Here is a 24,444-nt window from a genome sequence, read left to right on the forward strand (position 1 = left end):
CAGAATCAGGCCTTTTCAACTTTTACAGCCAGTTCAAAATCATCCATATCCAAAAGATTTGCATCAGTCAGATTGGAAGCCATGCTCAGGCTATTTGCTTGTGTTTCGGACTGAATATATTCTCCAAAAGCTTTAACGGACTGGTTCACCAATTCATTGGCGTCCGAAACAAGAATAGTAATCTTATCCTGTACTTCCAACCCCATTTCCTTTCGTAGGTTCTGAATCCTGTTGACCAAGTCACGGGCAACTCCTTCTTGCCTCAACTCTTCAGAGATGGTCACGTCCAGAGCAACAGTCACTCCTTGGTCTGAAGCCACTGACCATCCCGGAATATCCTGGGAAGTGATCAGCACCTCTTCCAACAACAACTCGAGCGGCTCGCCATCTACGTCAACATTGATTTTTCCTTCCCGTTCGATGGTGGCGATTTCGCTTTGTCCCCAAGAGTTGATCGCGGCTACTACAAATCGCATCTTTGGTCCCAACTTTTTACCCAAAACAGGAAGATTTGGTTTTACATTTTTGACCAAAATCCCGGATGCATCATCGATGTATTCGATGGTCTTGATATTGACTTCAGATTTGATCAATTCCTCGACATGCTGGATCTGGGCTTTGATTTTTTCAGAAAGCACAGGGATCAAAATCCGCTGAAGAGGTTGTCGAACCTTGATTTTTTCCTTCTTTCTCAAGGAGTGCACCAAGGAGGAGATGGTTTGGGCCAAGTCCATACTGGACTCCAGATCAGTATCAATCAGGCTTTGATCAGCAGAAACCCAATCGGTCAAATGGACAGATTCCTTTCCGGATCCTCCGGTTGCGGTCAGGTTCTTATACAACCAGTCTGAGTAGAATGGAGCAAAGGAGGACATCAACTGGGAAAGGGTCAACAGACATTCGTACAGCGTCTCATAGGCCGCCTGCTTGTCTGGGTTCATTTCCCCTCTCCAGAATCTTTTTCTAGCCAAACGCACATACCAATTGGAAAGCTGATCCACGGTGAAGTTCATGATGGCCCTGGTCGCAGGGGTTGCATCATAAGTGTCCATGGAGTTTTCCACCTCCTGAATCAAAGTTTGGAGTTTGGAGATGATCCATTGATCCAACTCAGCGCGTTGCTTGACAGGGATCGCTTTGGATTTGTCATAGACGAATTCGTCTAGATTGGCATACAGCGCAAAGAAATTATATGTATTCTGAAGTGTACCGAAGAAGCGTCTTTGCACTTCCAATACTCCATCAAGATTGAATTTCAGGTTGTCCCAAGGATTGGCATTGCTCAGCATGTACCAGCGCAAAGCGTCCGGTCCGTATTCCTTGAGGGTTTTAAATGGATCGACGGCATTGCCCAAACGCTTGGACATCTTGTTTCCGTTCTTGTCCAATACCAAACCATTTGCAATTACGTTTTTGAAAGAAACGCTGTCAAAAAGCATTACTGCGAGGGCATGAAGTGTAAAGAACCAACCTCTGGTTTGGTCTACACCTTCTGCAATATAATCTGCCGGATAGTTGGCTTTGAAAATATCCTGATTTTCGAATGGATAGTGCCATTGTGCATAAGGCATGGCTCCGGAGTCAAACCAAACATCGATCAAGTCCGGCTCGCGGAACATTTTTTCGCCCTTGTCAGAAACAAGGATCACATCATCCACATAAGGTCTGTGAAGATCGATTTCCTTGCCTTCGTAAGGAGACTGGGCCATGAATCCAGCCGCAATGGATTTTTCGATTTCGGCATTCAACTCAGCAATGGACCCAATGCATTTTTCTTCCGAACCATCGGTAGTTCTCCAGATTGGAAGAGGGGTTCCCCAGAAACGGGAACGGCTGAGGTTCCAGTCTACCAGATTTTCCAACCAGTTTCCAAAACGACCTGTACCTGTAGCTTCCGGCTTCCAGTTGATGGTTTTGTTGAGCTCCACCATTCGGTCCTTGTAGACTGTGGTTTTGATAAACCAGCTTTCCAAAGGATAGTATAATACAGGCTTGTCAGTTCTCCAGCAGTGTGGATAACTGTGCTCGTACTTTTCGACCTTAAAGGCCTTGTTTTCATTTTTGAGAATGATGGAAATAATCACATCGGTATTCTTGTATTCCGATGCATTTTCATCATCCTCGGTATAGTTTTTCACAAAGAAATCATTCGGCCCAAATTCTTTATGGGCAGTGATTCCATGTTCTTTCATCTTGGTGGCAAGGTATTCACCCACTACAGGTAGAAATTTTCCCTGCTTGTCCACAACCGGGATTTCATTTCCCTTTTCGTCTTTTACAAAGATCCCGGGAACATTGTTTTGGACCAAGGTTCTAAAGTCATCCGCTCCAAAAGCCTTAGCCAAATGCACGATACCGGTACCGTCTTCTGTAGTCACATAATCTCCGGATACTACCGTAAAGGCAGGATGTGGAAGCGCCAATTCTGCGATTGGGAACAGCTGCTCATATTCCCAGCCCAGCATGTCTTTTCCTTTGAATTCTTCTTCGATTTCAAAAGGAATTAGCTTATCGCCCGGCTTGTAGTCTTCAACTTTTAATTCTTGGGCTTTCGGGTTGAGGTAGGCTCCCATTCTCGCCTTTGCCAAAATCACATGGACAGGCTCATGCGTGTAGGGATTGAAGGTTTTAACCTTTACGTAGTCCAGGTTTTCACCGATTGCCAAAGCAGAATTGGATGGCAAGGTCCAAGGTGTAGTAGTCCAAGCAAGGATGTAGGTGTTTTCCTGTCCTTTCAGCTTAAACTGAGCAGTAATGGAGGTGTCTTTGACATCCTTGTAAGTTCCCGGCTGGTTCAGCTCGTGAGAAGAAAGTCCGGTTCCCGCAGCAGGAGAATAAGGTTGGATAGTATAGCCTTTATACAGAAGCCCTTTTTCGTATAGCTTCTTCAGCAAATACCAAAGCGTCTCTATGTATTTGGGTTCGAAGGTGATATAAGGATCATCCAAATCCACCCAATAGCCGATTTTTTCAGTCAGGTCATCCCATTCGTTTTTGAATCGCATCACCGTCTCTCTACAACGCTTGTTGTATTCCTCAACGGAGATTTTTTTACCGATATCTTCCTTGGTGATGCCGAGTTCTTTCTCTACCTGGAGTTCTACAGGAAGTCCATGCGTATCCCATCCCCCCTTACGTTTTACCTGAAAACCTTTGAGAGTTTTGTAACGGCAGAAAATATCCTTTAGGGTTCGGGCCATGACGTGGTGAATCCCCGGAGTACCATTTGCAGAGGGAGGACCCTCGAAAAAGGTAAAAGTTTCTGCCCCTTCCCGGTTGGCAATGGACTTTTCGAAAATCTGGTTTTCTTTCCAGTATTGAAGTATAGACTCTCCTATGTGTGGATAATCTACCTGTTTAAATTCCTGATACGTTTTCACAATTTCCTTTCTGTGTGCCAGTAGCTAATGAACTAAATGGGCAAAAATGCCATCCTGCTCAAAACAAGGCACAAAGATAGCAGAAATGGGCTTTTGGGGGAAAGAAAATCCAAATACCTGAGTGAAGAATTAATACCTAATGGTTTCAAAATGGAAATAGCTACCGGATATTTCGTTATTCCATCTAAAAATCCCTGGAAATTACTTCCAACATTCTCTAAAGGGGAGATTAAGGTAGAATTCAAATTTTTATCACATTGTGGTCAAACTTCATTGAATTCAAGGTTATCCACCTGTTTTAATAGGTGCTTTTTGATCAGGGCTTTAATTTTTCGGAGTTAGATTGATTTATTCAAGGATAAGGCCCTTTTCCTAAAAAAATTCTGATTGAGGTATATCAAATAGCCAAAAAAACAATTTGAAAAATAAGGTATAGCGTTTACTTTCAGGGATTAATCATTTTTAAGTTTGTCAAATTTTAAATTCATTGTCGTCCTTTTTCTGACTATCATCTTTTCAACTACTTCCAGGGGGTTTCAAAAGGAAAGATTGGATAGTTTAGAGCAAGTCTTTCAAAATCAGAGTCTCTCTGATTCGCTTCGCTTTCTGGCTATTCAACAGCTTACTTTTTCCATGATTTTCAGCGAGGGAGAAAAGGCAAAATTGAAGATTCAGGAAGTGCTGAAAACCGCCGAAAAGGAGGTCGGCAAAACGAGAATTTATTATGAAATTCTACAAAATCTGGGCATCTATTATGATGTCAACCAGCAAACGGATAGCTCCCTGATTATTTTTTCGGAAATTTTGGGCGAAAGCCAAAGGCAGGGTTGGAAAGTCTTGGAGCAGCGCGCTTTCAATAACCTGGGAATGAACCGTCTCAACTCTTCGGATTACCGAGCTGCAATTGATTATTTCTCCAAATCACTGGAAATCAGCCGAAATGATCCCAATGCACAAGAAGCCAATTTTGTCCACAGCATTTCCAACCTTGGATTGGCAAACCAGGAACTTGAACTCTATGATCAGGCCATCAAGTATCATCTGGAAGCTTTGGAAATCCGGGAACGTTTAAACGATCCAAACGGAATTGCGATTTCATCTGCGAACCTTGGAATTTGCTACAGGCTAATGGGAGAAGAAACACGAGCCGAACAGTATTACCAACAAGCTATTGAAAATGCCAAAATCGCCGGGAATAAGGTGCTTTTTCACCGAGTGCATGACAACCTGGGAGCGCTATACATCGGGCAGAAAAACTATGAAAAAGGACTGTTGATGCTGAATATTGCACTGGACAGTTCGGATGGCTTTACCCCCGACCCAAAAATGGAACTGAGCATCGTAAGCAATGCCTCTGCAGCATTCATTGAAATAGGGCAAACTGAAAAAGCGCTGGAATTTGCCAATCGTGGACTGCGAGTATTGGAAGAAAATCCGGAGTTGATTAATTATGCATTGACCCTGAAAAATACCTTGGCAAAGATCTATTTCCGAAAAGGAGACTTTGAGAAAGGCAATGCCTTCTTAGAAGAATATCAGGAACTGAATAAAAAGGTCTTTAGCGAAGAAACCGCACGGTTACTTACCGACCTGCAGGTCAAGTATGATCTGGAGAAAAAGGAGAACCAAATCGCTTTACAAACAGCAGAATTGCAAGAAAAAAATGCTACCCTTCAACGGAATTACTTCGCCTTTGCGGCTTTAGGCCTTTTGATTCTCCTTATTGTAGGCACCTTTGTTTTTTACCAAAACAGAAACAAACGAAAGCAGGAACTCCTCGTCAAAGACCGGGAACTGAAAGTGAAAGAAGCCTACATCCAAGCTTCGCTTGAATCTCAGGAACAAGAACGTCGAAGGATGGCCCAAGACCTTCACGATGGGTTTGGTCAATATATTTCAGCCCTTCGGATGTATGTATCACAACTCAAAAGCGATCAGGCCAAAGAGGAATTGAAAACAGAACTGGTCAATCGGACAGATTCAGTCTTGGATGAAATGTCCAGAGAAATCAGCAATGTGGTCTACGATCTCATGCCGGCAACCTTGATTCGCTTCGGATTAATCGCAGCATTAGAAGATTTGGCTCATCGCATCAATGCCGGACAAAAAGTAAATCTTCAAATCGATGCCAAAAATCTTCCCGAACGCCTAGATGAATTGACAGAAATCAACCTTTTCAGGATCTGTCAGGAGTGGATTAATAATGTACTCAAATACGCGCAAGCAAAGCATATCATGCTGACTGTTTTACAAGATGATGGACAGGCACAATTACAGATTAAAGATGACGGGAATGGCTTTGATGTCCGTGTTTTCCAACATAGCAAACGAAATGGTTGGAAAAATATCACCACCCGTACCGAGTTGCTCAATGGGAAACTTCGACTTTTTACACAGGAAGGACAGCAAGGAACTGAGCTTTTGGTGAATTTCCCTTTTGTTCATCGTGCTAATTAAACCGACTTTTAAAAAATGAAAATTCTACTTGTTGACGATCATCGGATCCTTTTGGATGGATTGAAATTTTTGATTCAAATTCAACCGGAAGTGAATCAGGTCGATACGGCAAATACTGTGGAGGAAGCACTGGAAAAAGTCAGAGAAGTAGTCCCAAATCTAATCATTTCGGATATTTCCATTCCGGAGATCGGAGGAATCGCTTTTGCTCAAAAGGTTAAGAGTCAGTTTCCCCAAACCCGATTGATATTTTTAAGCATGCACGAAGAGCCCTACCGAGTAAAGGAGGCGCTTTCCACCGGTGCTGAAGGTTATGTCTTGAAAAAGGCAGCCCATGAAGAACTCCTCAAAGCTGTACACGAAGTGGCAAATGGTGGGATGTACTTTAGCCCCGAAATTCAGAAAATATTGATTCAGCGTATGCGATTTCCGGAGGATGAACGGATTTTGACAAACAGGGAAAAGGAGGTGTTGGAGCTTATTTTCGATGAGTTTTCGAATAAGGAAATCGCAGATAAGCTAAATATCTCTGAACGCACGGTAGAAACTCACCGCAAAAATATCTACCAAAAAACAAAGACCAACACATTGGTTGGTCTTTTGAAATTCGCCCTGGAAAATAATTTGGTTCGAGGTCTGAGTTAGTCTTTTGTCATCCCAATAAAATTCTCCACCCCGGTATCTATTAGATCTTTCATAGCTCCAGAAGCTGCATTGACATAAGCATCGTGGTCGCATTCTGCAAAATGGGAGGCTACTGTTTTTTGATCTCCAGAAGTCATTACCAATTGGGTATATCCAGTTTTAGAAAACATGTCAGACTGGGCAGCAGTAGTTTCTCTGATCTTTTTGTCTTTAAATACACCCTCGAAAGAAACCGCTTTTTTAGGCGCTACCTTGGCATGAAATAAGGGGCTGTTCCCGATATCCAATCCGGACATAAAACTCACCTGAGAAAGCAAATTGGGGCCACCTGGCAATGATGCCTTGTTTTCAGCGGGATCCATAATAGGTTCGATCCGGTAGTCAATTTTTGCTTTAACCGAGGTCGAATTGGTCCAAGTATCTGAGTCTGCATCCAGATTGACAAAAGGAAACACAAAATTGACATCTGCAATAAAGACATTTTCAAGTTCTTTGGACATTTTTGGAGTATTGTCCAGAAAACCACCGCCAATTTTTTGTTTTCCACTTGCTGTAATTTTTTTCACCAAGTATTCAAATCCTTCAGGAGTTACCATCACAAAACCAGCAGCTTGAGCATCTGAACTTGCCCCTCCTTCCACCTTTGTCCAATCTTCAAAGTATTCGTATTTCAAAGCTTCGTCGGCGCTCATGATTTCAAACCCTTCGCTAGTCAGTTGCGCAACATAGTTTGCATATGCTTCATTAACTATTTGTTGGAAATCGTCCACATCCACTCCGGATATCTGCACCCCCATTTTGGTCATGGTCCCGGATGTAAAGGTCGTGCGATTAGCTCGGTCTGATCTTCTGCTTGACGTTTTTGCAGAGGCTTCTTCATACACTTCGAAGAGTGCATTAAAACCGCGAATAAATACCTTCTTTGGAGCTTTGGATCCTTGATTTTTCTTATTGTAACTAGTGACTTTGATGTCTTTTTCCGTCAATACCGTCAGAGGTGCCACTTCTAAAAATAGAAGGAGGAATACGAGTAGTAAGCTTTTCATAGAATTAAAATAATTAGGCAGGATAAAGTTCTATGCTTTCGCCCTCTCGGGGTATACCCTCAATCCCTGGTTTTGATTCCGTGCCAGTACGGATTTTTCATCCCTTATTCAAAAAAAGGAAGGCAAATACTCCCCCTGAGGTGATCTATTAATGCAGTTCTTGGAAAATTCTTGTAGATCCAGTAATTCTATCAATGGAAAAATAAATTGGATATTTCGGAATGATAAAAAAAATGTAAGGAGCCCATCGATTCATTGAAGGGCCCTTGACAATCTGAGTTATTTCTTTTGCAATCGGGCAATGTAGAACCCATCGAACCCGCTTTCCTGTGCCAGTACTTTTCGGTCTTCGATCAGCTCAAAATCCTTTCCGGCTTCTGATTCCAGGAATTTTTTGACCTGAAGTTCATTCTCGGAAGGTAAAATACTGCAGGTTGCATACACCATTTGCCCTCCTTTTTTGAGCATGGAAGTATAGGTTTGCAAGATCTCCTGCTGGGTTTCCTGTACCTTGGCGATGGATTCCGGACTGAGTTTCCATTTGGTATCCGGGTTTCTTCTCAAGACGCCCAAGCCTGAACAAGGAACATCCAGCAATAGCCTGTCAGCAGACTCCTTCAGTCTTTTGATGGTTTTGGATCCCTCTATCACCTTGCGTTCAATAATGGATACTCCATCCCTTCGGGCGCGAAGTTTGGTTTGTTGAAGTTTCCATTCCTCCAGATCCATGGATAGGATTTTTCCTTTATTTTCCATCAAGGCTGCCAAGTGTAGGGATTTTCCCCCTGCTCCTGCACAGGCATCGATCACCCGCATGCCCGGTTCTACCGCCAAGGCGGAAGCTACTAGCTGGGATGAGGCATCCTGAACTTCAAAAAGCCCTTCTTTGAAGGCAGGGTGTCGAAAAACATTTTGTCTTTCTTCCAGAACCAGAGCGTCCGGATAACCTTTGACGATATAGGTTCGGATTCCGTCCTCGGCTAGACGGTTTTTCAAGCGTTCGCGGGTAGTTTTAAGCGTATTGACACGAAGGACCACTTCTGCCTCTTCATTGAGGCTGTGGATTTCCGCATCCCATTTTTCTCCAAGCTCCTTTTTGCCAATTTTTTGAAGCCAATCAGGAATAGACTCTAAAATCGCCGGATCTTCCAGGCTTTCATATTTTACCTGAATCTTGTCTGGGTTAATTCCGGAAAACTCCTCCCAAGGTGGCAATGTGTGTCCCTGCATCAACCAATAGGTACCAAATAGATCCCAATAGCCTTCTGAGGGGCTTAAATAGTTGATCAATCTCCACCAGCGTACCATTTCATAAGTGGTTTCCGCAATAAAGGAGCGGTCACGTGCTCCCCATTTTGGGTTGGACTTGAGAGTCCGTTCGATCACTTTGTCGGCATATTGACCCTCTTCAAAGATAGCCTTCAAGGCGGAGTGGACTCCGCGTATGGTGTTGTTGTGTAACTTCATCAGAAAGAAATTCTGCACAAAGGTAGGCTTTCTTTCCGAGTCTTGGGAGTCAATGCCTCAAAAGGGCTTGAAAGTCAGGCTTAGCCTTATCCCTTCCCTCGATAAAGCAGATCCAAAATCATAGCGGTCACCATACAAACTCCTGCTTGCATCATATATTGGTTCGTACATGATGTTTGTTATTTGCCCTCTTGGGTCTATGAGAGATCTTTTTCTGAACTCCAGGAAATTGGCGCGAACTCCCAGGTCCATCCATGGTTTGAGCTGCCAGGCAAAGGCGAGATCCAATCCAAACCTCCAGTTTTTCTCTTCCATTGGTGCTTGCAAAGGTCCTGGATTTATAGTGAGGCAGTTGAGACATGGAAGAAAAGGATAGAAGTAGGTGAAGGAATAAATTTCGAAGTTTCCGTTTTTTCCGCTTTCCCTCATCCCGTAGAAATTGAGATTTAAGGAAGTTTTCTCTCCCAATTGGATTGATTTTCGAAGGAAAACTCCCCAACCAAAAAATTCATTGCTCATTCCGGTTTTGGCGTTGGCCTCGGAATAACTTATGATTTGGGGAAACTCTGGAGTTTCTTCCGGGTAGAAATAAATGGGGTTGTATATTTTGAGGTCTTGTTGCTGCTCGAGGTAAGATTGATAGTTTCCCATCAATCCAATAGCCCATGAATTTTTTAAATTCCATCCTATCATAGGCCTAATACTACCAAAGCGACTTTTTTCAGGCCCAATATACTGTTGGTTTCCAAGGGATTTTTCCCAATAGATCCCATCGATTTCTATCCAAAACGATTTGTTGCTTTGGGAAAAAGCCAGAAAAGGCAGAGCCCCAATCAAGAAAAGTAGAATTAGTTTTTTCATGGGAATAAGAGTGTTTATTTACCTTTACGTGCTTAGCAAGCAATCTGCTACAGATATGACTACCTATAATGAACTCGTAAAAAAATGGTCCCAGCAGCTGGAGATTTATGATCCCTCGGAAGCGGAATCTCTTATACACTGGTTACTGGAGCATCATTTAGGCTTGAGAAGGGTGGACATGATGCATTTTTTGGAGGAAAAGGATTTGCCAGAGGCCTTACACCGGGATTTTGAACGCTTGAAAAGGGGTGAACCTATCCAGTATATCCTCGGAAAAGCTCCATTTTACGGAAGGGAATTTTTGGTCAACTCGGCTACCTTGATTCCGAGAAATGAAACTGAAGAGCTGGTCCATTTAATCCTTAAGGAAAACCCACAGCAAGGCTTGAGGATTTTGGATATTGGCACCGGAACAGGTTGTATTCCGATATCTTTGTCCTTGGAAATGAAGAGCCCGGAAGTTTTTGGACTGGACATTTCTCAGGAAGCTTTAGAAGTAGCAAGACAAAATGCCAAATTACTGAAGGCTGAGGTCAAGTTTTTGCAGGTGGATATTCTCAGAGAAAAGATTCCTCTTGAAAACCTCGATATTCTGATCAGTAACCCACCCTATATTCCTGAAAAAGGGAAGACCGAAATGCACCAAAACGTGTTGGATTTTGAGCCCGGATTGGCCTTATTCGTGCCGGATGAAGATCCCTTGTTGTTTTACAGGAGGATTGCAGCCCTTGGGCGGGAACACCTCAAAAAAGGAGGGAAACTCTACTTTGAGATCCATGAGGATTTTGGTACTGAAACGGTGGAATTATTGCAGTCCATGGCTTACCAAAAAATTCGCCTGATCCAGGATCTCAATGGGAAAAACCGAATGGTGGCGGCAGTTTGGGAGGGCTGATCAGGAATTTTTCAAACAAAAATCCCGGATGATCTCCAGGCTTTTTTGCTTCTCTTCGATCATTCCCATATGACCGGTCCCCTCCAGTTCGAAATAATCTGTGACGGCTTCTTTTTGCTGTCGGCTTCGCTCGATCCTCACCGCTCCGTCCTCTGTTCCTGCAATCATCAGCTTGGGCCCCGAAAAAGCCTTTAAGACTTCAAACCTGTCTTTTCTGTCCCGCATCGCTTCGGTAAAAGCGATTAATCCCTCCAAAGTTGACTGTTTGGCCTGCTCCACAGCACGGTCGATTTCGGTCTGGAACTGACTGCGGTGTTCTTCAGAAAAAAGCGGAGGGATAAAAGACGTGACAAATTTTTCCACTCCGTTTTTCTTTAAGAAAACAAGGGTTCGGTTTCTTATGTCTTTTTTCTCCAAATCGTCAGCGAAGGAAGTGGAGTGAAAAAGTCCTATTCCTTTGATTTTGCTGCTCATCAGTTCCAAGAGTGCAAGACATACATAGCCACCCAAGGAATGGCCGATGAGAATGGGGTCATGAATGGAATTTTCCTCCATCCATTCTTCCAGAATCACAGCGGTTTCTTCAAGGGAAATCTGTTTTTGGGGAAGAGGACTTTGCCCAAAACCCGGAAGGTCGGGACAGATGACTCTGAAACTCCTGCTTAGCTCCTCAGCAAAATCAGCCCACATAACTCCGATTTCACAAAAGCCATGGATCAAAACCAGAGGCTGGCCTTGTCCCTTTTCAAAAAAATGGACTGATGCCATGATTAGCTTACTTTGGATACTTCAGAAAAGGCACGCACCGCACGGGCTATTCCCTCTGGATCAAATCCACAAAGGCGATGCAATTCGATTTGTTCGCCATGTTCAATGACTTGGTCAGGAATACCGAGTCTTTTCACCTGTGCCTGATAGCCATGATCCATCATCCATTCTACGACTGCAGAACCGAATCCTCCCATCAGACATCCATCTTCCACGGTGATTACTTTTTTGAATTTGCCAAAAACTTCGTGAAGTAATTCTTCATCCAGAGGTTTTACAAAACGCATGTCGTAATGTGCAGGGTTCAGGCCTTCTTTAGACAGAATTTCGGTTGCCTCCACTGCATAATTTCCAATATGCCCAATTGTCAAAATGGCTACCTCTTCTCCCTCTTTGACGATTCTACCCTGTCCAACAGGTATTTCGCGGAAGGGTGTTCTCCATTCCGGCATCACCCCGTTTCCTCTTGGGTAGCGGATCGAATAGGGGCCATTATGCTTGGTTGCAGAGTACATGAGGTTTCTTAATTCCTCCTCATTCATGGGGGCTGATACCACCAGATTTGGGATGCAACGGAAGTAGGCTAAATCGTAAGCTCCATGGTGGGTTGGTCCATCTGCACCAGCAAAGCCTGCACGGTCCAGACAGAATACGACCGGTAAATCCTGAAGGCAGACATCATGGATCACTTGATCATAGGCCCGTTGCATGAAAGTAGAGTAGATATTGCAAAATGGGATCAATCCCTGAGTAGCCATACCTGCGGAAAAGGTAACCGCATGCTGCTCAGCAATCCCCACGTCAAAGGCCCTGTCCGGCATGGCCTCCATCATAATGTTCAAAGAAGATCCTGAAGGCATGGCCGGGGTTACCCCCATGATGCGCTCATCTTCTTTGGCAAGTTCTACAATGGTATGACCGAACACGTCCTGATACTTTGGAGCCTGGGGTTTGGAAGGACTCTTTTTGAAGATTTCGCCTGAAACCTTATCGAAAAGCCCAGGTGCATGCCAAGTCGTTTGGTTTCCTTTTTCGGCAGGCTCGTATCCTTTTCCTTTTACGGTGATGCAATGGAGGATTTTCGGTCCCGGGATATCCTTCAAATCTTTTAGAATTTCAACCAGGTGATTGACATCATGCCCATCTACAGGGCCGAAATAACGGAGATTCAGGGATTCAAAGAGGTTGCTTTGCTTCAGGACAGCAGATTTGATCGCTCCCTCAATTTTGGAAATGACTTCCTGTGCTGAGCTACCGAATTTGCTGAGTTTACCCAGCATTTTCCAGACTTCGTCCTTGACCTTGTTGTAGGTATGGGAAGTGGTGATATCGGTTAGATAATCTTTCAAAGCCCCCACATTGGGGTCAATGGCCATGCAGTTGTCGTTTAGGATAATCAGCAAGTTGGAATCGCTGACTCCTGCGTGGTTCATCCCTTCAAAGGCCATTCCCCCTGTCATGGCTCCATCGCCAATGACCGCTACATGCTGTATACCAGATCCTTTGTATTTGGAGGCCACGGCCATTCCCAATGCCGCCGAAATGGAGGTGCTGGAGTGACCGACACCAAAAGCATCGTACTCGCTTTCTTTTCTTTTTGGAAAACCCGAAATCCCTCCAAAAATCCGGTTGGTATGAAAATCGTCTCTTCTTCCAGTCAGAATTTTATGACCATAAGCCTGATGTCCTACGTCCCAAACCAGCTGATCTTCAGGAGTGTTGAGGACATAATGCAGGGCTACGGTCAGCTCCACTACGCCCAGACTTGCCCCAAAATGTCCCCCATAGACAGAAACATTGTCTACGATGAAATTTCTAAGTTCATCACAAATCTCTACCAGCTTGTCCTTGGGAAATTTCTTCAGGTCAGCGGGACTGTTGATTTGGGCTAGTAATTCTCCTGGTTGAATCAGCATTTATTTAGCGGTTTGTGGTCAGGTAAGGTAAACCTTATCACGAGGAGTTTGTTTTTTTGTTAGCATAGCAACAAAATTTCTGCAACTCATTCCCTGACCGGAAATCCAATTAATTTCTAGTAATTGAATATCTTTGGCTACAAGGTGGCAAAATTAACCATTAATTTAAATATCCCTTGAGTTTCGAAATCAAATTACCGCTCTTTGAAGGTCCCTTTGACCTCATGCTCTTTTTTATTGAGCGGGATGAATTGGATATTTACGACATTCCTATCTCCAAGATTACCAATGACTTTCTGGAGTACATCCATCACTTGGAGCAAATGGAAATCGAAGTGGCCAGTGAGTTTATCCTTTTTGCGGCAACTTTGATGAAAATCAAATCCCGAATGCTATTGCCTAGGCCGGAACTCAATGAGGATGGGGAGGAAATTGATCCCAGGGAGGAGTTGATCAGAAATCTGCTTGAATACAAAAAATACAAATCAGTCGTCGAAGAGCTTTCTAATATGGAAGGAGAACGGCTTTCCAAGGAAAAGAGAGGGAATATAGCCGCCGAACTCAAGGCTTTGAGCAAAATGGAGGATGTGGATGCGGAAATGCAACATGTCGATTTGTATAAGCTGTTGAAGGTTTTCCAGAGGACCATGGCTAAGATGGCCGCACGTTCGGAGGAGACCAAACATACAGTGATCCAGTATCCTTATACAATCGAGCAACAAAAAGACTTTGTATTGGAAAAAATAAGCTTTAAAAAACAAGTACCATTTACGGATTTTATCACTTATAAACCTGATAAAATATTTGTTATTTATACGTTTCTGGCCATTCTGGAGCTATTACAGCTTTCTCAAGTGACCATCATCATCGGTGAGGGATATAATAATTTTTGGGTAGAAAAGACTGAGCCTGTCGCTGCAGCCTGATATGAAGTTGGATAACAAAAAGATTTTCAAGACCCTTAATCCCAATAAGGTTTGGTTTCCGGTACTGATAGGCTTGGGAATTGTCTTTGCCATGTTTTACTTGGACCCCTCGGTCAACGCAAGTACACTAAAAGGGGTTTTTGACGCTTCTCCAGCATTTATTTTCTTGGCTATTTTGGTCATCCTTTTCCGGGATGCCGGCTACGTGTATAGAATTCGGCAAATCACTCAAAAGGAACTTACTTGGGTTCGGGCGATTTATGTCATCATTATTTGGGAGTTTGCGTCTGCTGTCACTCCCTCTGTAGTAGGGGGAACTGCCGTTGCGATTTTCATTCTCAACAAAGAAGGGATCAAACTGGGGCGAGCCATTTCATTTGTCATGGTGACCGCAATTTTGGACAATTTGTTTTTTGTCATCGGTGCTCCTATCATCCTCTTTTTTGCGAAGGGAAATATTTTTCCGGAAAGCAAAGTGCTGGAATCCCAGTTGGAAAACAGCATGAAAGCGATCTTTTGGGTCAGCTATGGCTTGTATGCAGCCTACAGTCTCATCATGGCCTTGGCTTTGTTCTACAGACCCCGGGTTTTCAAATGGGTTTTGATCAAGCTGTTTTCCATCAAATGGCTTCAAAAGTGGAAACATGATGCCCAAGAGTACGGAAACCAAATCATCGATGCCTCAAAAGAATTGACCGGAAAAAGCTGGAATTACTGGACTTCCATCATCCTGGCAACGATCTTCATTTGGAGTTCCAGGTATCTCATGCTCAATGCACTGATTTCTGCCTACGTTCCCTTGTCCTTTGACAATCAGATCATTGTCTTTGCCAGACAGGTGATCATGTGGATTGTGATGATGATATCCCCTACACCGGGCAGCTCGGGTACGGCTGAGTTTTTCTTCGGGCAGTTTTTCACCCAGTTTTTGGGTAGTTATACATTCGTGACCAGCATTTTCTGGAGGCTGTTATCGTATTATCCTTATCTGATCATTGGAGCTATATTTCTCCCCAGGTGGATTAGCCAGGTGTTTTTCAAGAAAAAAAAGAAAATCGAGGACTGAAATGATACAGGATCTAAGTCTGAAAAAAATCACTGAAATCATAGAAGGAAAACTTCTGCGAAATCAGGAAGAACTTGTGGTATCTCAGTTCAGTATTGATTCCAGACAGATTCTCAATCCAGTCACCACACTTTTTTTTGCGCTGAAAGGAGCTAAAGCAAACGGAGAGTCCTTTATTCCTGCTTTGGTTCAGTTGGGAGTACGGGCTTTTGTGGTCTCTGAATCCTACGACACTCCTGAGAAACCCGTTTCAGGCTTGTCCTTTATTCAGGTCAAAGACCCCAGAAGAGCCCTACAGAAATTGGCCCGATATCAAAGGGAACAGTTTAAAAATCCAGTTTTGGGAATAACGGGGAGCAATGGTAAAACCATTGTAAAGGAATGGTTGGGTCAGGTTCTTAGCCAGAAATACTCCATTGCCAAGAGTCCAAAAAGTTACAATTCGCAAGTCGGAGTACCCCTGTCCATATTTGGAATAGAGCCCTATCACCAGTTGGCGATTTTAGAGGCAGGGATATCCACTGCCGGGGAAATGGAGATCTTGGAGGAAATGATCCGTCCGGATATTGGAATTTTTACCAATATCGGAACCGCCCACCAAGAGGGATTTTCCAGTCAGGAAGCCAAAATCCGCGAAAAACTGAAGCTATTCACAAATTCCCGATTTCTGATTTACTCCAAGGATCATGAGCTGCTCAGGGAAGAAATTGAGGCTCGTTTTGATGCAGATAAACTAATTTCCTGGTCTGATCATGCCGGAGCGGACTTTGCCCGTTCGGTTAAAATCAGGCAGGGGGGCGCCAACATCATTTTGATGAAGACAGATCTGAGCACCCTGACCTTTCAGGTACCTTTTTCGGATCAGGCTTCTCTGGAAAATATCACTCATGTCATAGTTGCTGCATTGACTTTGGGAATGGATGCCTCCAGTATTCAGGAAGGCCTGTCTCATCTGAAGGGAGTAGAAATGCGCCTGACCCTGAAGCCTGGTGTCAATGATTCCCTACTCATTGACGATACCTACAACAATGATTTGGCAGGGCTCAAGGTGGCTTTGGATTTTATGCAGCAGCAGCGTCCCAAAAGACGGAAGATCCTTATTTTGTCGGATCTCCTTCAGCAAGGTCAGCCTGAAATAATATATCCTGAAGTAGCCAAACTGATCCAAGCCCATCATATCAATCAAGTTATTGCTGTGGGGAATGAGATCCGGACTTTGTCTGGGTTTTTGAAGGAGGATTTTTTGTCATATCCCGACACAGAGGCTTTGTTGAGGGAAATTGAGCCAGGTCAGTTTGAAAATGACCTGATCCTGATTACGGGTGCGAGGCCATTTGGCTTTGAGCGAATCGTCAATAAGCTTCAGCAGCGAATTCATGGAACAACTCTGGAAATCAATCTGAATGCACTGACCCATAACTTCAACTTCTATAAAAAACTTCTCAACCCTCAAACCAAGGTCATGGTCATGGTCAAGGCTTTTGCCTACGGGGGAGGTGCTGTGGAAATTGCCAACCATTTACAAACCATGGGGGCGGACTATCTTGCAGTAGCCTATTCTGATGAGGGGGTGGCTTTGAGAAAGCATGGGATCCGGCTTCCGATTATGGTTCTGAATCCAGTCGAGGAGTCCTTTGAGCTTTGCAGCGAATATGAACTGGAACCTGTGGTCTTTAGTCCGGAGTTCTTCAAAAGCCTGGCGGCTTGGTGTTCCCATCAGGGAAAAAGCATGTCCGTTCATCTGGATTTGGACACAGGCATGAGAAGACTTGGTTTTGAAACAGCCCAGTTGGAGGAATTGAAAAAGTTGATCCAGATGCATCCTGAATTGAAGATTGCCTCTCTTTATACCCATCTGGTTGGGGCAGATGAAGAAATTCACCGGGATTTTTCCTTGGAGCAGCTGGAATTGTTTACCAAAATGAAGGATGAACTTCTAGGGATTTTGCCCAACCGTCCTTTGATTCATGCGCTTAACTCAGCAGGCATAGTAGGGTTTCCGGAATATCAATTTGATATGGTCCGCTTGGGAATTGGGCTTTACGGAGTAGAGGTTTCCGGAAGATATGACTCCCAATTGAGAGCCATTAGCACCCTGAAGACTACGGTTTCCCAGGTGAAAGACATAGCTCCGGGTCAAAGTATCGGTTATTCAAGAAAAGGCAAGTTGGATTCCAAAGGACAGATAGCCACCCTTTCCATTGGTTATGCAGATGGTTATGACCGGAGGTTTTCCAACGGAAAAGGCTATGTACTGATCCATGGCAAAAAAGCCTCGGTGGTAGGCAACGTCTGTATGGATATGGTTATGGTGGATGTGTCGGGAATGGATGTAAAAGCTGGAGATGAGGCAATCATCTATGGAGAGCAAATTTCCCTCAAGGAATTGGCCGAGCAAATCGGGACAATTCCCTATGAGTTGTTGACCAACATCAGTACCCGTGTCAAGAGGGTGTATTACCTGGACTGAGGGGTCTTTGAATCTACTTTTTTAATAAATTCAGGAATGAAACTGAGCAAAAAGCGACTGGCACATATTGTTTTCGAATCGAATGATGTCCCTTCCCGGACCTTTGATGTGGTTTTGCTGATTTTGATTTTTGGGTCGGTAATCGTGGCCATTTTGGATTCGGTGGCTGACCTCCGCAGCCGATTTGGGGACCTCTTTTACATACTCGAACTGGTCTTTACTTTACTCTTTACCATAGAATATATTCTCAGGATCTGGTTGACCAGCAAGACCTGGAAATATGCATTTAGCTTTTATGGGATAGTAGATTTGCTGGCTATTCTTCCTGTATATCTGAGTTTTTTTGTGGCCAATACCCATCTGCTGACGGTTGTTCGGGCGCTACGTTTGCTCCGGGTGATCCGGATTTTAAAACTTGGAAGATATTTAGCTGAGGCGGAGTTTATTACGAGTTCCCTGAAGGCAAGCATGACCAAAATCCAAATATTTTTATTTACCGTGCTGACGGTGGTGCTGATTATGGGAACCCTGATGTTTTTGATCGAAGGTCCGGAATCCGGATTCACTTCCATTCCCCGGTCCATGTACTGGGCTATTGTTACCTTGACGACCGTGGGTTTTGGGGATATTACTCCCCAGACGCCTCTGGGGCAGTTTGTCGCTTCTTTGATTATGCTTTTGGGTTATGCCATCATCGCCGTTCCTACAGGCATTGTCTCTGCAGAAATGGCAAAACAGAAGCCGGCAAAGCATCATGAAACTACCCGAACCTGCACTCATTGTGGAAAGGATGGATTGGATCCAGATGACAAGTTTTGCAGAAATTGCGGGGAGGAGCTGTAAGGTGCTCCACTGTATTTGGAAATTCATTTTTCCCCTTGATTTTTAATTCTGCAATTTTCCTTTTGAATGACTTTATAGGCCTGGCTCTATATAATGGGAATGAACTTCTTTGGCTTTTACAAAATGGTTGGGCAATACAATGAAGTTTAATATGCATTCCTAATCATTTTTTGTTCTTTCTCTTCGTTAAGGATTAAGTACTGAATTAAGCCCGAATTGGAGTTTCCTCCTAAGGGGAGTTATTAGCCTGTTTTACTCAAAATATCCCTGAATTCTGGGATTGAAATTGCTCTTGATATGAAGGAATTTGAAACCTAATCAGGCTTTGACTTCCATGAAACTACAACATCTCTTTTTTGCAATCCTTTGTTCCATTATTCTTAAACCTAGTTTTGGTCAAGAGCAACTCTACTACCAAGGTTTTCAAGACAGCCTTTTCTCGGAGATATTGGGTGAAAAGCGGCAACTTCTCATCTATCTTCCCCAAAGCACCCGAAGCCTGAAAATGGGCCAATCTTCCAGCCCGGTAGTATACTTGCTGGATGCCAATAGTCAATTTTCCATCAGCTCACAGATCATCAAGCAGCTCAGCTTTGATGCGGTACCTCCATCCATTCTCGTTGGTATTGTCAATACCAACCGGACCCGCGACTTAACACCGACTCCCATAGCGGATGATCCTACCGGTTTTGATGTGTCCCAATCTGGAGGAGGAGAGTCTTTTCTGGATTTTATCGAAAAGGAACTGATTCCCTACATCGACCAAAAATATGCCACCACCCCCTATCGAACCTTTATCGGCCATTCCTTGGGAGGTCTGTTTTCAGGCTACTTATTGGCTACCCGGCCTCATTTGTTCAAGAATGTGATTTCATTGGACCCTACTTCCAATTGGGATAATGGCCTTTTGGTCAAGAAACTTAAAGAAGCTGCTGATCAGGGAAAATTAGCAGGCAAGGGTTATGTCTTTGCTGTGGCAGACCCCGAGCCTACCGGAATATTCAAAATTGATTCCTTAATGTCGACTTTCCGGATTCCCAATGAGCAGATTAGAGACTACCTCAATCCACGGTCTGATGTACGGTTTTTGTATAAAAACTACTCGAAAGGGTCACATAGCGACATGGTCATTCCGGGAATCTATGATGGGATGAAATTCTTGTTTTCCTGGTATGCAGACTTGCAGCAGGAGTTGGTAGATGCTGCCGACCCAATCGTAGGAACAAGCCAGACTACCGAGGAACTCATCACCAAAATCGAATCCATCTATCAACGCATGTCAGACGAATTTGGCTATAAGGTGAAACCCCAGGAAGACCTCATCAATAATTTGGGCTATTGGTCCTTGCAGGCAGGGGATTTGGAGCGCAGCAAACTGTTTTTTGAAATGAATGTCCAAAACTACCCCGAAAGCGCCAATGTATATGATTCGATGGGGGATTATTATTTGGCGGCTGAACAGCCGGAGGATGCAGCCCGGTTTTTTGAGGTGGCACTAATGCGGGATGAAAATCAACAGACCAGGAAAAAGTTGGAGGAATTGCAAGCTCGATCCAAAAACTAAATGCGAATAGCATATTTGTTCCTCTGTTTTCAGATTGGCTTTGTCCAATTGCTCTTTTCTCAAGAAGTCAAGGAAAAATTTCTACTGGCCAACGGGGTCAACTTGCACTACTTGGACTTTGGGGGTGAAGGATCACCTATAATCTTTATGCAATCCTTTCACGAAGATGCTTCCGAGTGGTATACCGGCGAAATGGCCGGAATAGCCAATGAGTTTCTGCCGAACTATCGGGTTCTGGCCGTCACTCGAAGAGGTTGGGGTAAATCGGACCATACAAAATGGGGCTATGATGTGGCTACGCAGTCAGAGGACTTATTGGGTTTTATGGATGCCTTGGGCTTAAAGAAAGCTGTTTTAATCGGACGAATTCCTGCCAATCAGGATATGATTTGGATTGCAGAGCATCATCCAGATCGAATCGCTGCAATGATTATGATTGGGAACCCATATTTAGGTTTGAATTCCTCCATTTCTGAAATAAGAGAATACGAAACTGAGTTGCTGGCTATGTCCTGGGACCTGGGTGAACGTGCGCTGGAAATGCGCGGGCCGAGAGGCAGTTGGAGTCCACACTTTCTAAAGGATTCTACCAAAGGAATTGACATTTCTACACTGCGATTTTTAAGTAAAATGGATGTTGAAAGTCTGCCCGGCGGAAGGAATCTATTCTACATGGACCGAACCATTCGGCAAGTTTCCGCACCGGATTTCAAACCCTGGAATGATCGGGTGGCTAAGGCTGCCATGTACTTCAGGGAGTTGGGAAAGGATCAGGGCAGACAAGAATTTATCCGAGCCTACCTGATGGAACATGATCCGGGGCCAACGTTCAGGGCAAGTTTGGAGCGGGCATTTGGTGAAAATCTTAAAACTACTTGGGAACCGGAAATCCCTGAAAATGCCGATCCGGACCTGTTTTGGATTGAGGTGTACGCACCGTTTTTTGTTGATGAAATTAAAGCTTTTCTGAGAGAGCATAAACTCTAAAACATGAAAATGAAACCACTTAAAACCCCTTATTTTCTATCAGTCCTAATTGGACTTTTAGGGATCAGTTTGCCGATCTTCGCCCAGGAAAGCCAGCCTCGCTATGTGTCGAAAATGGCGAACCTAGGAGAAATCCAAATGGAATATTATGACCATGGGGGAACAGGACCACTATTGATCGAAGTACAGGATTTTCACAACTATTACGAGGGTCCCTATTACAGACCTGATTCCCCGGGATTTGATTTTTTGGAAGAGTTGACCCAAGACTTTCACGTGGTAGCCCCTATGCGCAGAGGCTATGGCAAAAGTACAGATACCAAATGGGGAATGGATGTGGCCACACTCGGCAAGGATTTACTCCTTTTTATGGATGCGCTTGGGGTAGAAAAGGCATTTTTCTATGGTCGCTTTCCGGGCAGTCAGGAGCTGACCTGGATAGCCGAGCATCATCCCGAGCGGGTGTTGGGTTTGATTTATTTCAACAACCCCATCGTGTTGGTGGAGTGTTCTGATTTGGAAGTTATCGAGTACTTTGAAAACATCAGTGTCTTCACCCCGGATTTTGACAAAGAAAAACTGCAACGCATCATGGGTTCCCGTGCGATGTGGCGCCCTGATTTTCTGACAAACGAAGAGTTGCGTATTGATGTACCTGCTCTACGCTTTATCAATCCGGAGTTTGAGCGATTCAATTTTAACCTGGCTATGTTTGAATCTGGGGAAATCAAAATCATGAGTGAAGAAGAGTTTCCCGGCCGGGAAAAGGAACAACAATACCTAAAAGAGCTACTAGCAGACTCGATTCGCTATAATCAAATGTATGAAAAACTGAAAGCCTGCAATCTAACCGATGAAATAGAAGAAGGGATGAAGCGTGCCTTTGGGGGAAATCTAATTACCCGATTGGAGCAAGATTTCCCTCAGAAACTAGACAGTGAGCAGGCTTTTGCGGACTACCTCATTTGGCAGGCTGAGCATATTTTGGCTTTTAAGGAAGAGGTGATGAAAGAGTAGTCAGCGCATTTACCTTAGAGATATTTTAAGGAAAATGGTTTTAAAGGGGACCTTGGATAACCTATCGCTCTTATTTTTCCATCAACCCCTCAATAAAATCCATAGTAGCTCCTATCATGTATAGCCCAGCTAAGGGTCCATCAGGTTCTACTCCGTGGCCTGCGCCATTTGCTTTAATGTAGCGAACTTGACCTCCTGCACTTTTGATGGCTTCGGCCATTTTATCACTGTTTTGATAAACTACCCTGGGATCAGCAGTTCCATGCATCAAAAATAAAGGTTCGGTGATATTGGCCGCATGCGTCAAGGGGGATAGCCCGTCAATGATTGGTTTTTTAACAGGATCGGTAAAATCTCCGAACTCATGTTTGTACCATCTGCTGTGGAAGTTGTTTTCGTGCATTACCAGACTGAAATCTGATACTCCTGCTACACTTACCCCTCCCAAAAACTCTCCAGGAAACTGAGCTAGAGTAGCCATCACTAGATAGCCCCCGTGAGATTGACCCATGAGCAAAACCCTGTCACCATCCAAGTCAGGTTGGCTTTTGATCCATTCAAGCAGGTATTTAATATCCTCCACCTGTTTGGTTCTTTGATCAAAATTGTCTGCTTCAGCAAAGCCAACTCCGTAACCGCTGGAGCCTCTATAATCTGGTGCTATGACTGCTATTCCGTGATTGATGAAATAGTTGCCTAGATCAATGGCATAAGGAAAAGCCGGCATATCCGGGCCACCATGCAAACTGATGATGACGGGTATTTTTTCATACTCCGATTGCAGGGGCTTATATAGGTATGCGGGAATATCTGCTCGGACTCCGATCGAATCGTCTGAAGTAGGATAAGTGAAGGCCGTAAATTCCAATGCATCTTTTTGCTGCTCATGGATACTTTCATCTACAGTCTGTTGTTCGCCTGTTTTCAAATCATGGACCAGGATTTTTCCTCCGGAATAATTCCTCACGGCAAAGACCACTTGATTGTCTTCGGTGACCAGGAATGGATTTTTGGTAAGCCAATTCAGGGCGAAATCCAGTTGATCGTAGACGGTTTGAAGCTGATTGGTTCTGCGATCGAGCGCAAAAATTTTCCCGAAGCCACCGGCATTGGCAGAAAAGACGAGGTATTTTTCATCGGGGCTTAAGGCTAAATGATGAACATCTGCAGCCATGGGAGGAGATACCTGCCAAACCGAATCGTGTTGCATCGCAAACAGGGTGTTGAACTCTTTGGACAAGCCTTCCGAGCCAACTCGGAGAAAATAGGTGGTGGTAAAATCTTTAGTATAAACCTGAACGTCAAATAAAAGAATGGAAGGGTTACTCTGTTGATAGGTCAGGCTGTCTGCAGCGTAGGCTGTTTTGCGGATCGTCTTATTTTTCAGATCAAGTTCCAAAGGCGTGTATGAATTGGAAACCAGCACCTCATTCATGACCAGGGTATTTCGTTCCAAATCAAAATCTTGAAGCGAAAGGAGTTCAGCGTTTTCTAGCATGACTTCCGGTGTTGCATTTTTATCTGCAGCTAACCGGTACACGAAATGTTTACCGGTTTGCTGGTCTTCATCTGCCGCTAGAATATGTGTGCCATCCCGGCTGATAGCGATATCATACAATCCACCATGCCCGGTGATCAAGGTATCGATGGTACCGGTTGCCTCCTCCATTTTCATCAGGATACGATCTTCTGTACTCCTGTTTTCATCCAGAAAATAGTAAAATCCATCCCTGAACTGAAGCTGCCCCAACATCCCGACCATGGGCACATGCCCTTCAAAGGGACTCACCTGCTTATCCTCGGTATTCAGGCTAATAGTCTGACCATTTTTTCTGAATATCACCTGCTCACCTTCTGTGCGGATCAATTCGTAAAAAACATTTTGATAAGACATCAAATTCATGAAGTCGCTGACCTGACCGAAGGAGACCTTATCAATATTTTTTACTTCTAATGATCCTGGTTTGGGGAATCCTGCGAAACTCAAATAGGCCACAAGAATTATGACCAAAGAGAAAATACCTAAAAAAAGAAAGCCGATGACTTTGAAAAATTTCTTCATTATTGATTGATTTTAGACAGGTAAAAATGAAAAGTTTAAGGATAGAGGTCAATCCCTGATTTCAGGGATATGGT

Annotated in this window: 17 protein-coding genes; 10 read left to right on the forward strand and 7 right to left on the reverse strand. The window is 43.9% G+C overall.

Annotated elements, in window-relative coordinates; genetic code table 11:
* Window positions 1–5: 5 nt before the first annotated feature.
* The gene (gene ileS / locus P2G54_RS01220) at window positions 6–3,380 is read right to left on the reverse strand and encodes an isoleucine--tRNA ligase (protein WP_275867391.1); all 3,375 of its coding nucleotides are present in this window, start codon (window positions 3,378–3,380) and stop codon (window positions 6–8) included.
* 468 nt (window positions 3,381–3,848) lie between these two features.
* Here ileS and P2G54_RS01225 point away from each other — a divergent pair, with 468 nt between their 5' ends.
* Entirely contained in the window at window positions 3,849–5,837 is a 1,989-nt protein-coding gene (locus tag P2G54_RS01225) for a tetratricopeptide repeat protein (protein ID WP_275867393.1), read from the forward strand.
* Between the two features lie 15 nt (window positions 5,838–5,852).
* The gene (locus tag P2G54_RS01230; protein WP_275867394.1) at window positions 5,853–6,482 is read left to right on the forward strand and encodes a response regulator transcription factor; all 630 of its coding nucleotides are present in this window, start codon (window positions 5,853–5,855) and stop codon (window positions 6,480–6,482) included.
* Here the strand turns inward: P2G54_RS01230 and P2G54_RS01235 are convergent.
* From P2G54_RS01235 to P2G54_RS01245, 3 genes are all read right to left on the reverse strand, one after another.
* Window positions 6,479–7,528, reverse strand: coding sequence for a hypothetical protein (locus P2G54_RS01235; protein ID WP_275867396.1), 1,050 nt, complete (start codon window positions 7,526–7,528; stop codon window positions 6,479–6,481). The two genes, P2G54_RS01230 and P2G54_RS01235, sit on opposite strands and share 4 nt — an antisense overlap.
* A gap of 279 nt (window positions 7,529–7,807) precedes the next feature.
* Window positions 7,808–8,995 carry an RsmB/NOP family class I SAM-dependent RNA methyltransferase gene (locus P2G54_RS01240; protein WP_275867398.1) on the reverse strand — a complete coding sequence of 396 codons (1,188 nt, stop codon included), beginning with the start codon at window positions 8,993–8,995 and terminating at the stop codon, window positions 7,808–7,810.
* 57 nt (window positions 8,996–9,052) lie between these two features.
* Window positions 9,053–9,856 (reverse strand): hypothetical protein, encoded by an 804-nt coding sequence (locus tag P2G54_RS01245; protein ID WP_275867399.1) that lies wholly within the window; start codon window positions 9,854–9,856, stop codon window positions 9,053–9,055.
* Between P2G54_RS01245 and prmC the strand changes: the two genes are divergently transcribed.
* Complete coding sequence (gene prmC / locus P2G54_RS01250; protein ID WP_275867401.1) at window positions 9,855–10,751, forward strand: peptide chain release factor N(5)-glutamine methyltransferase; 897 nt, start codon at window positions 9,855–9,857, stop codon at window positions 10,749–10,751. The two genes, P2G54_RS01245 and prmC, sit on opposite strands and share 2 nt — an antisense overlap.
* Here the strand turns inward: prmC and P2G54_RS01255 are convergent, their stop codons facing one another.
* Both P2G54_RS01255 and dxs read right to left on the reverse strand, forming a co-directional pair.
* On the reverse strand, window positions 10,752–11,519 hold the full coding sequence (locus tag P2G54_RS01255) for an alpha/beta hydrolase (protein ID WP_275867403.1): 768 nt from the start codon (window positions 11,517–11,519) through the stop codon (window positions 10,752–10,754). It abuts the gene before it with no gap.
* Window positions 11,520–11,521: 2 nt separating this feature from the next.
* The gene (dxs, locus tag P2G54_RS01260) at window positions 11,522–13,435 is read right to left on the reverse strand and encodes a 1-deoxy-D-xylulose-5-phosphate synthase (RefSeq protein WP_275867404.1); all 1,914 of its coding nucleotides are present in this window, start codon (window positions 13,433–13,435) and stop codon (window positions 11,522–11,524) included.
* Window positions 13,436–13,611: 176 nt separating this feature from the next.
* On the opposite strand from dxs, the gene P2G54_RS01265 reads away from it, so the two are divergent.
* The 7 genes from P2G54_RS01265 to P2G54_RS01295 all read left to right on the forward strand — a co-directional run bounded on the left by P2G54_RS01265 (window position 13,612) and on the right by P2G54_RS01295 (window position 22,308).
* Complete coding sequence (locus P2G54_RS01265) at window positions 13,612–14,361, forward strand: segregation/condensation protein A (protein WP_275867406.1); 750 nt, start codon at window positions 13,612–13,614, stop codon at window positions 14,359–14,361.
* A 1-nt stretch (window position 14,362) separates the two neighbouring features.
* Entirely contained in the window at window positions 14,363–15,427 is a 1,065-nt protein-coding gene (locus P2G54_RS01270) for a lysylphosphatidylglycerol synthase transmembrane domain-containing protein (RefSeq protein WP_275867408.1), read from the forward strand.
* A gap of 1 nt (window position 15,428) precedes the next feature.
* Window positions 15,429–17,897, forward strand: coding sequence for a bifunctional UDP-N-acetylmuramoyl-tripeptide:D-alanyl-D-alanine ligase/alanine racemase (locus P2G54_RS01275; protein WP_275867409.1), 2,469 nt, complete (start codon window positions 15,429–15,431; stop codon window positions 17,895–17,897).
* A 36-nt stretch (window positions 17,898–17,933) separates the two neighbouring features.
* Window positions 17,934–18,740: an ion transporter gene (locus tag P2G54_RS01280; protein WP_275867411.1), complete on the forward strand. Its 807-nt coding sequence runs from the start codon at window positions 17,934–17,936 to the stop codon at window positions 18,738–18,740.
* A gap of 334 nt (window positions 18,741–19,074) precedes the next feature.
* Entirely contained in the window at window positions 19,075–20,304 is a 1,230-nt protein-coding gene (locus tag P2G54_RS01285) for an alpha/beta hydrolase-fold protein (RefSeq protein ID WP_275867413.1), read from the forward strand.
* Window positions 20,305–21,291, forward strand: a complete 987-nt coding sequence (locus P2G54_RS01290; RefSeq protein WP_275867415.1) for an alpha/beta hydrolase — start codon at window positions 20,305–20,307, stop codon at window positions 21,289–21,291.
* A gap of 9 nt (window positions 21,292–21,300) precedes the next feature.
* The gene (locus tag P2G54_RS01295) at window positions 21,301–22,308 is read left to right on the forward strand and encodes an alpha/beta hydrolase (protein WP_275867417.1); all 1,008 of its coding nucleotides are present in this window, start codon (window positions 21,301–21,303) and stop codon (window positions 22,306–22,308) included.
* A gap of 70 nt (window positions 22,309–22,378) precedes the next feature.
* Here P2G54_RS01295 and P2G54_RS01300 read toward each other — a convergent pair whose 3' ends face one another.
* Complete coding sequence (locus P2G54_RS01300; protein WP_275867419.1) at window positions 22,379–24,370, reverse strand: alpha/beta fold hydrolase; 1,992 nt, start codon at window positions 24,368–24,370, stop codon at window positions 22,379–22,381.
* Window positions 24,371–24,444: the final 74 nt, after the last annotated feature.

The sequence above is a fragment of the Algoriphagus sp. CAU 1675 genome (assembly GCF_029222925.1).
Lineage (GTDB): Bacteria > Bacteroidota > Bacteroidia > Cytophagales > Cyclobacteriaceae > Algoriphagus.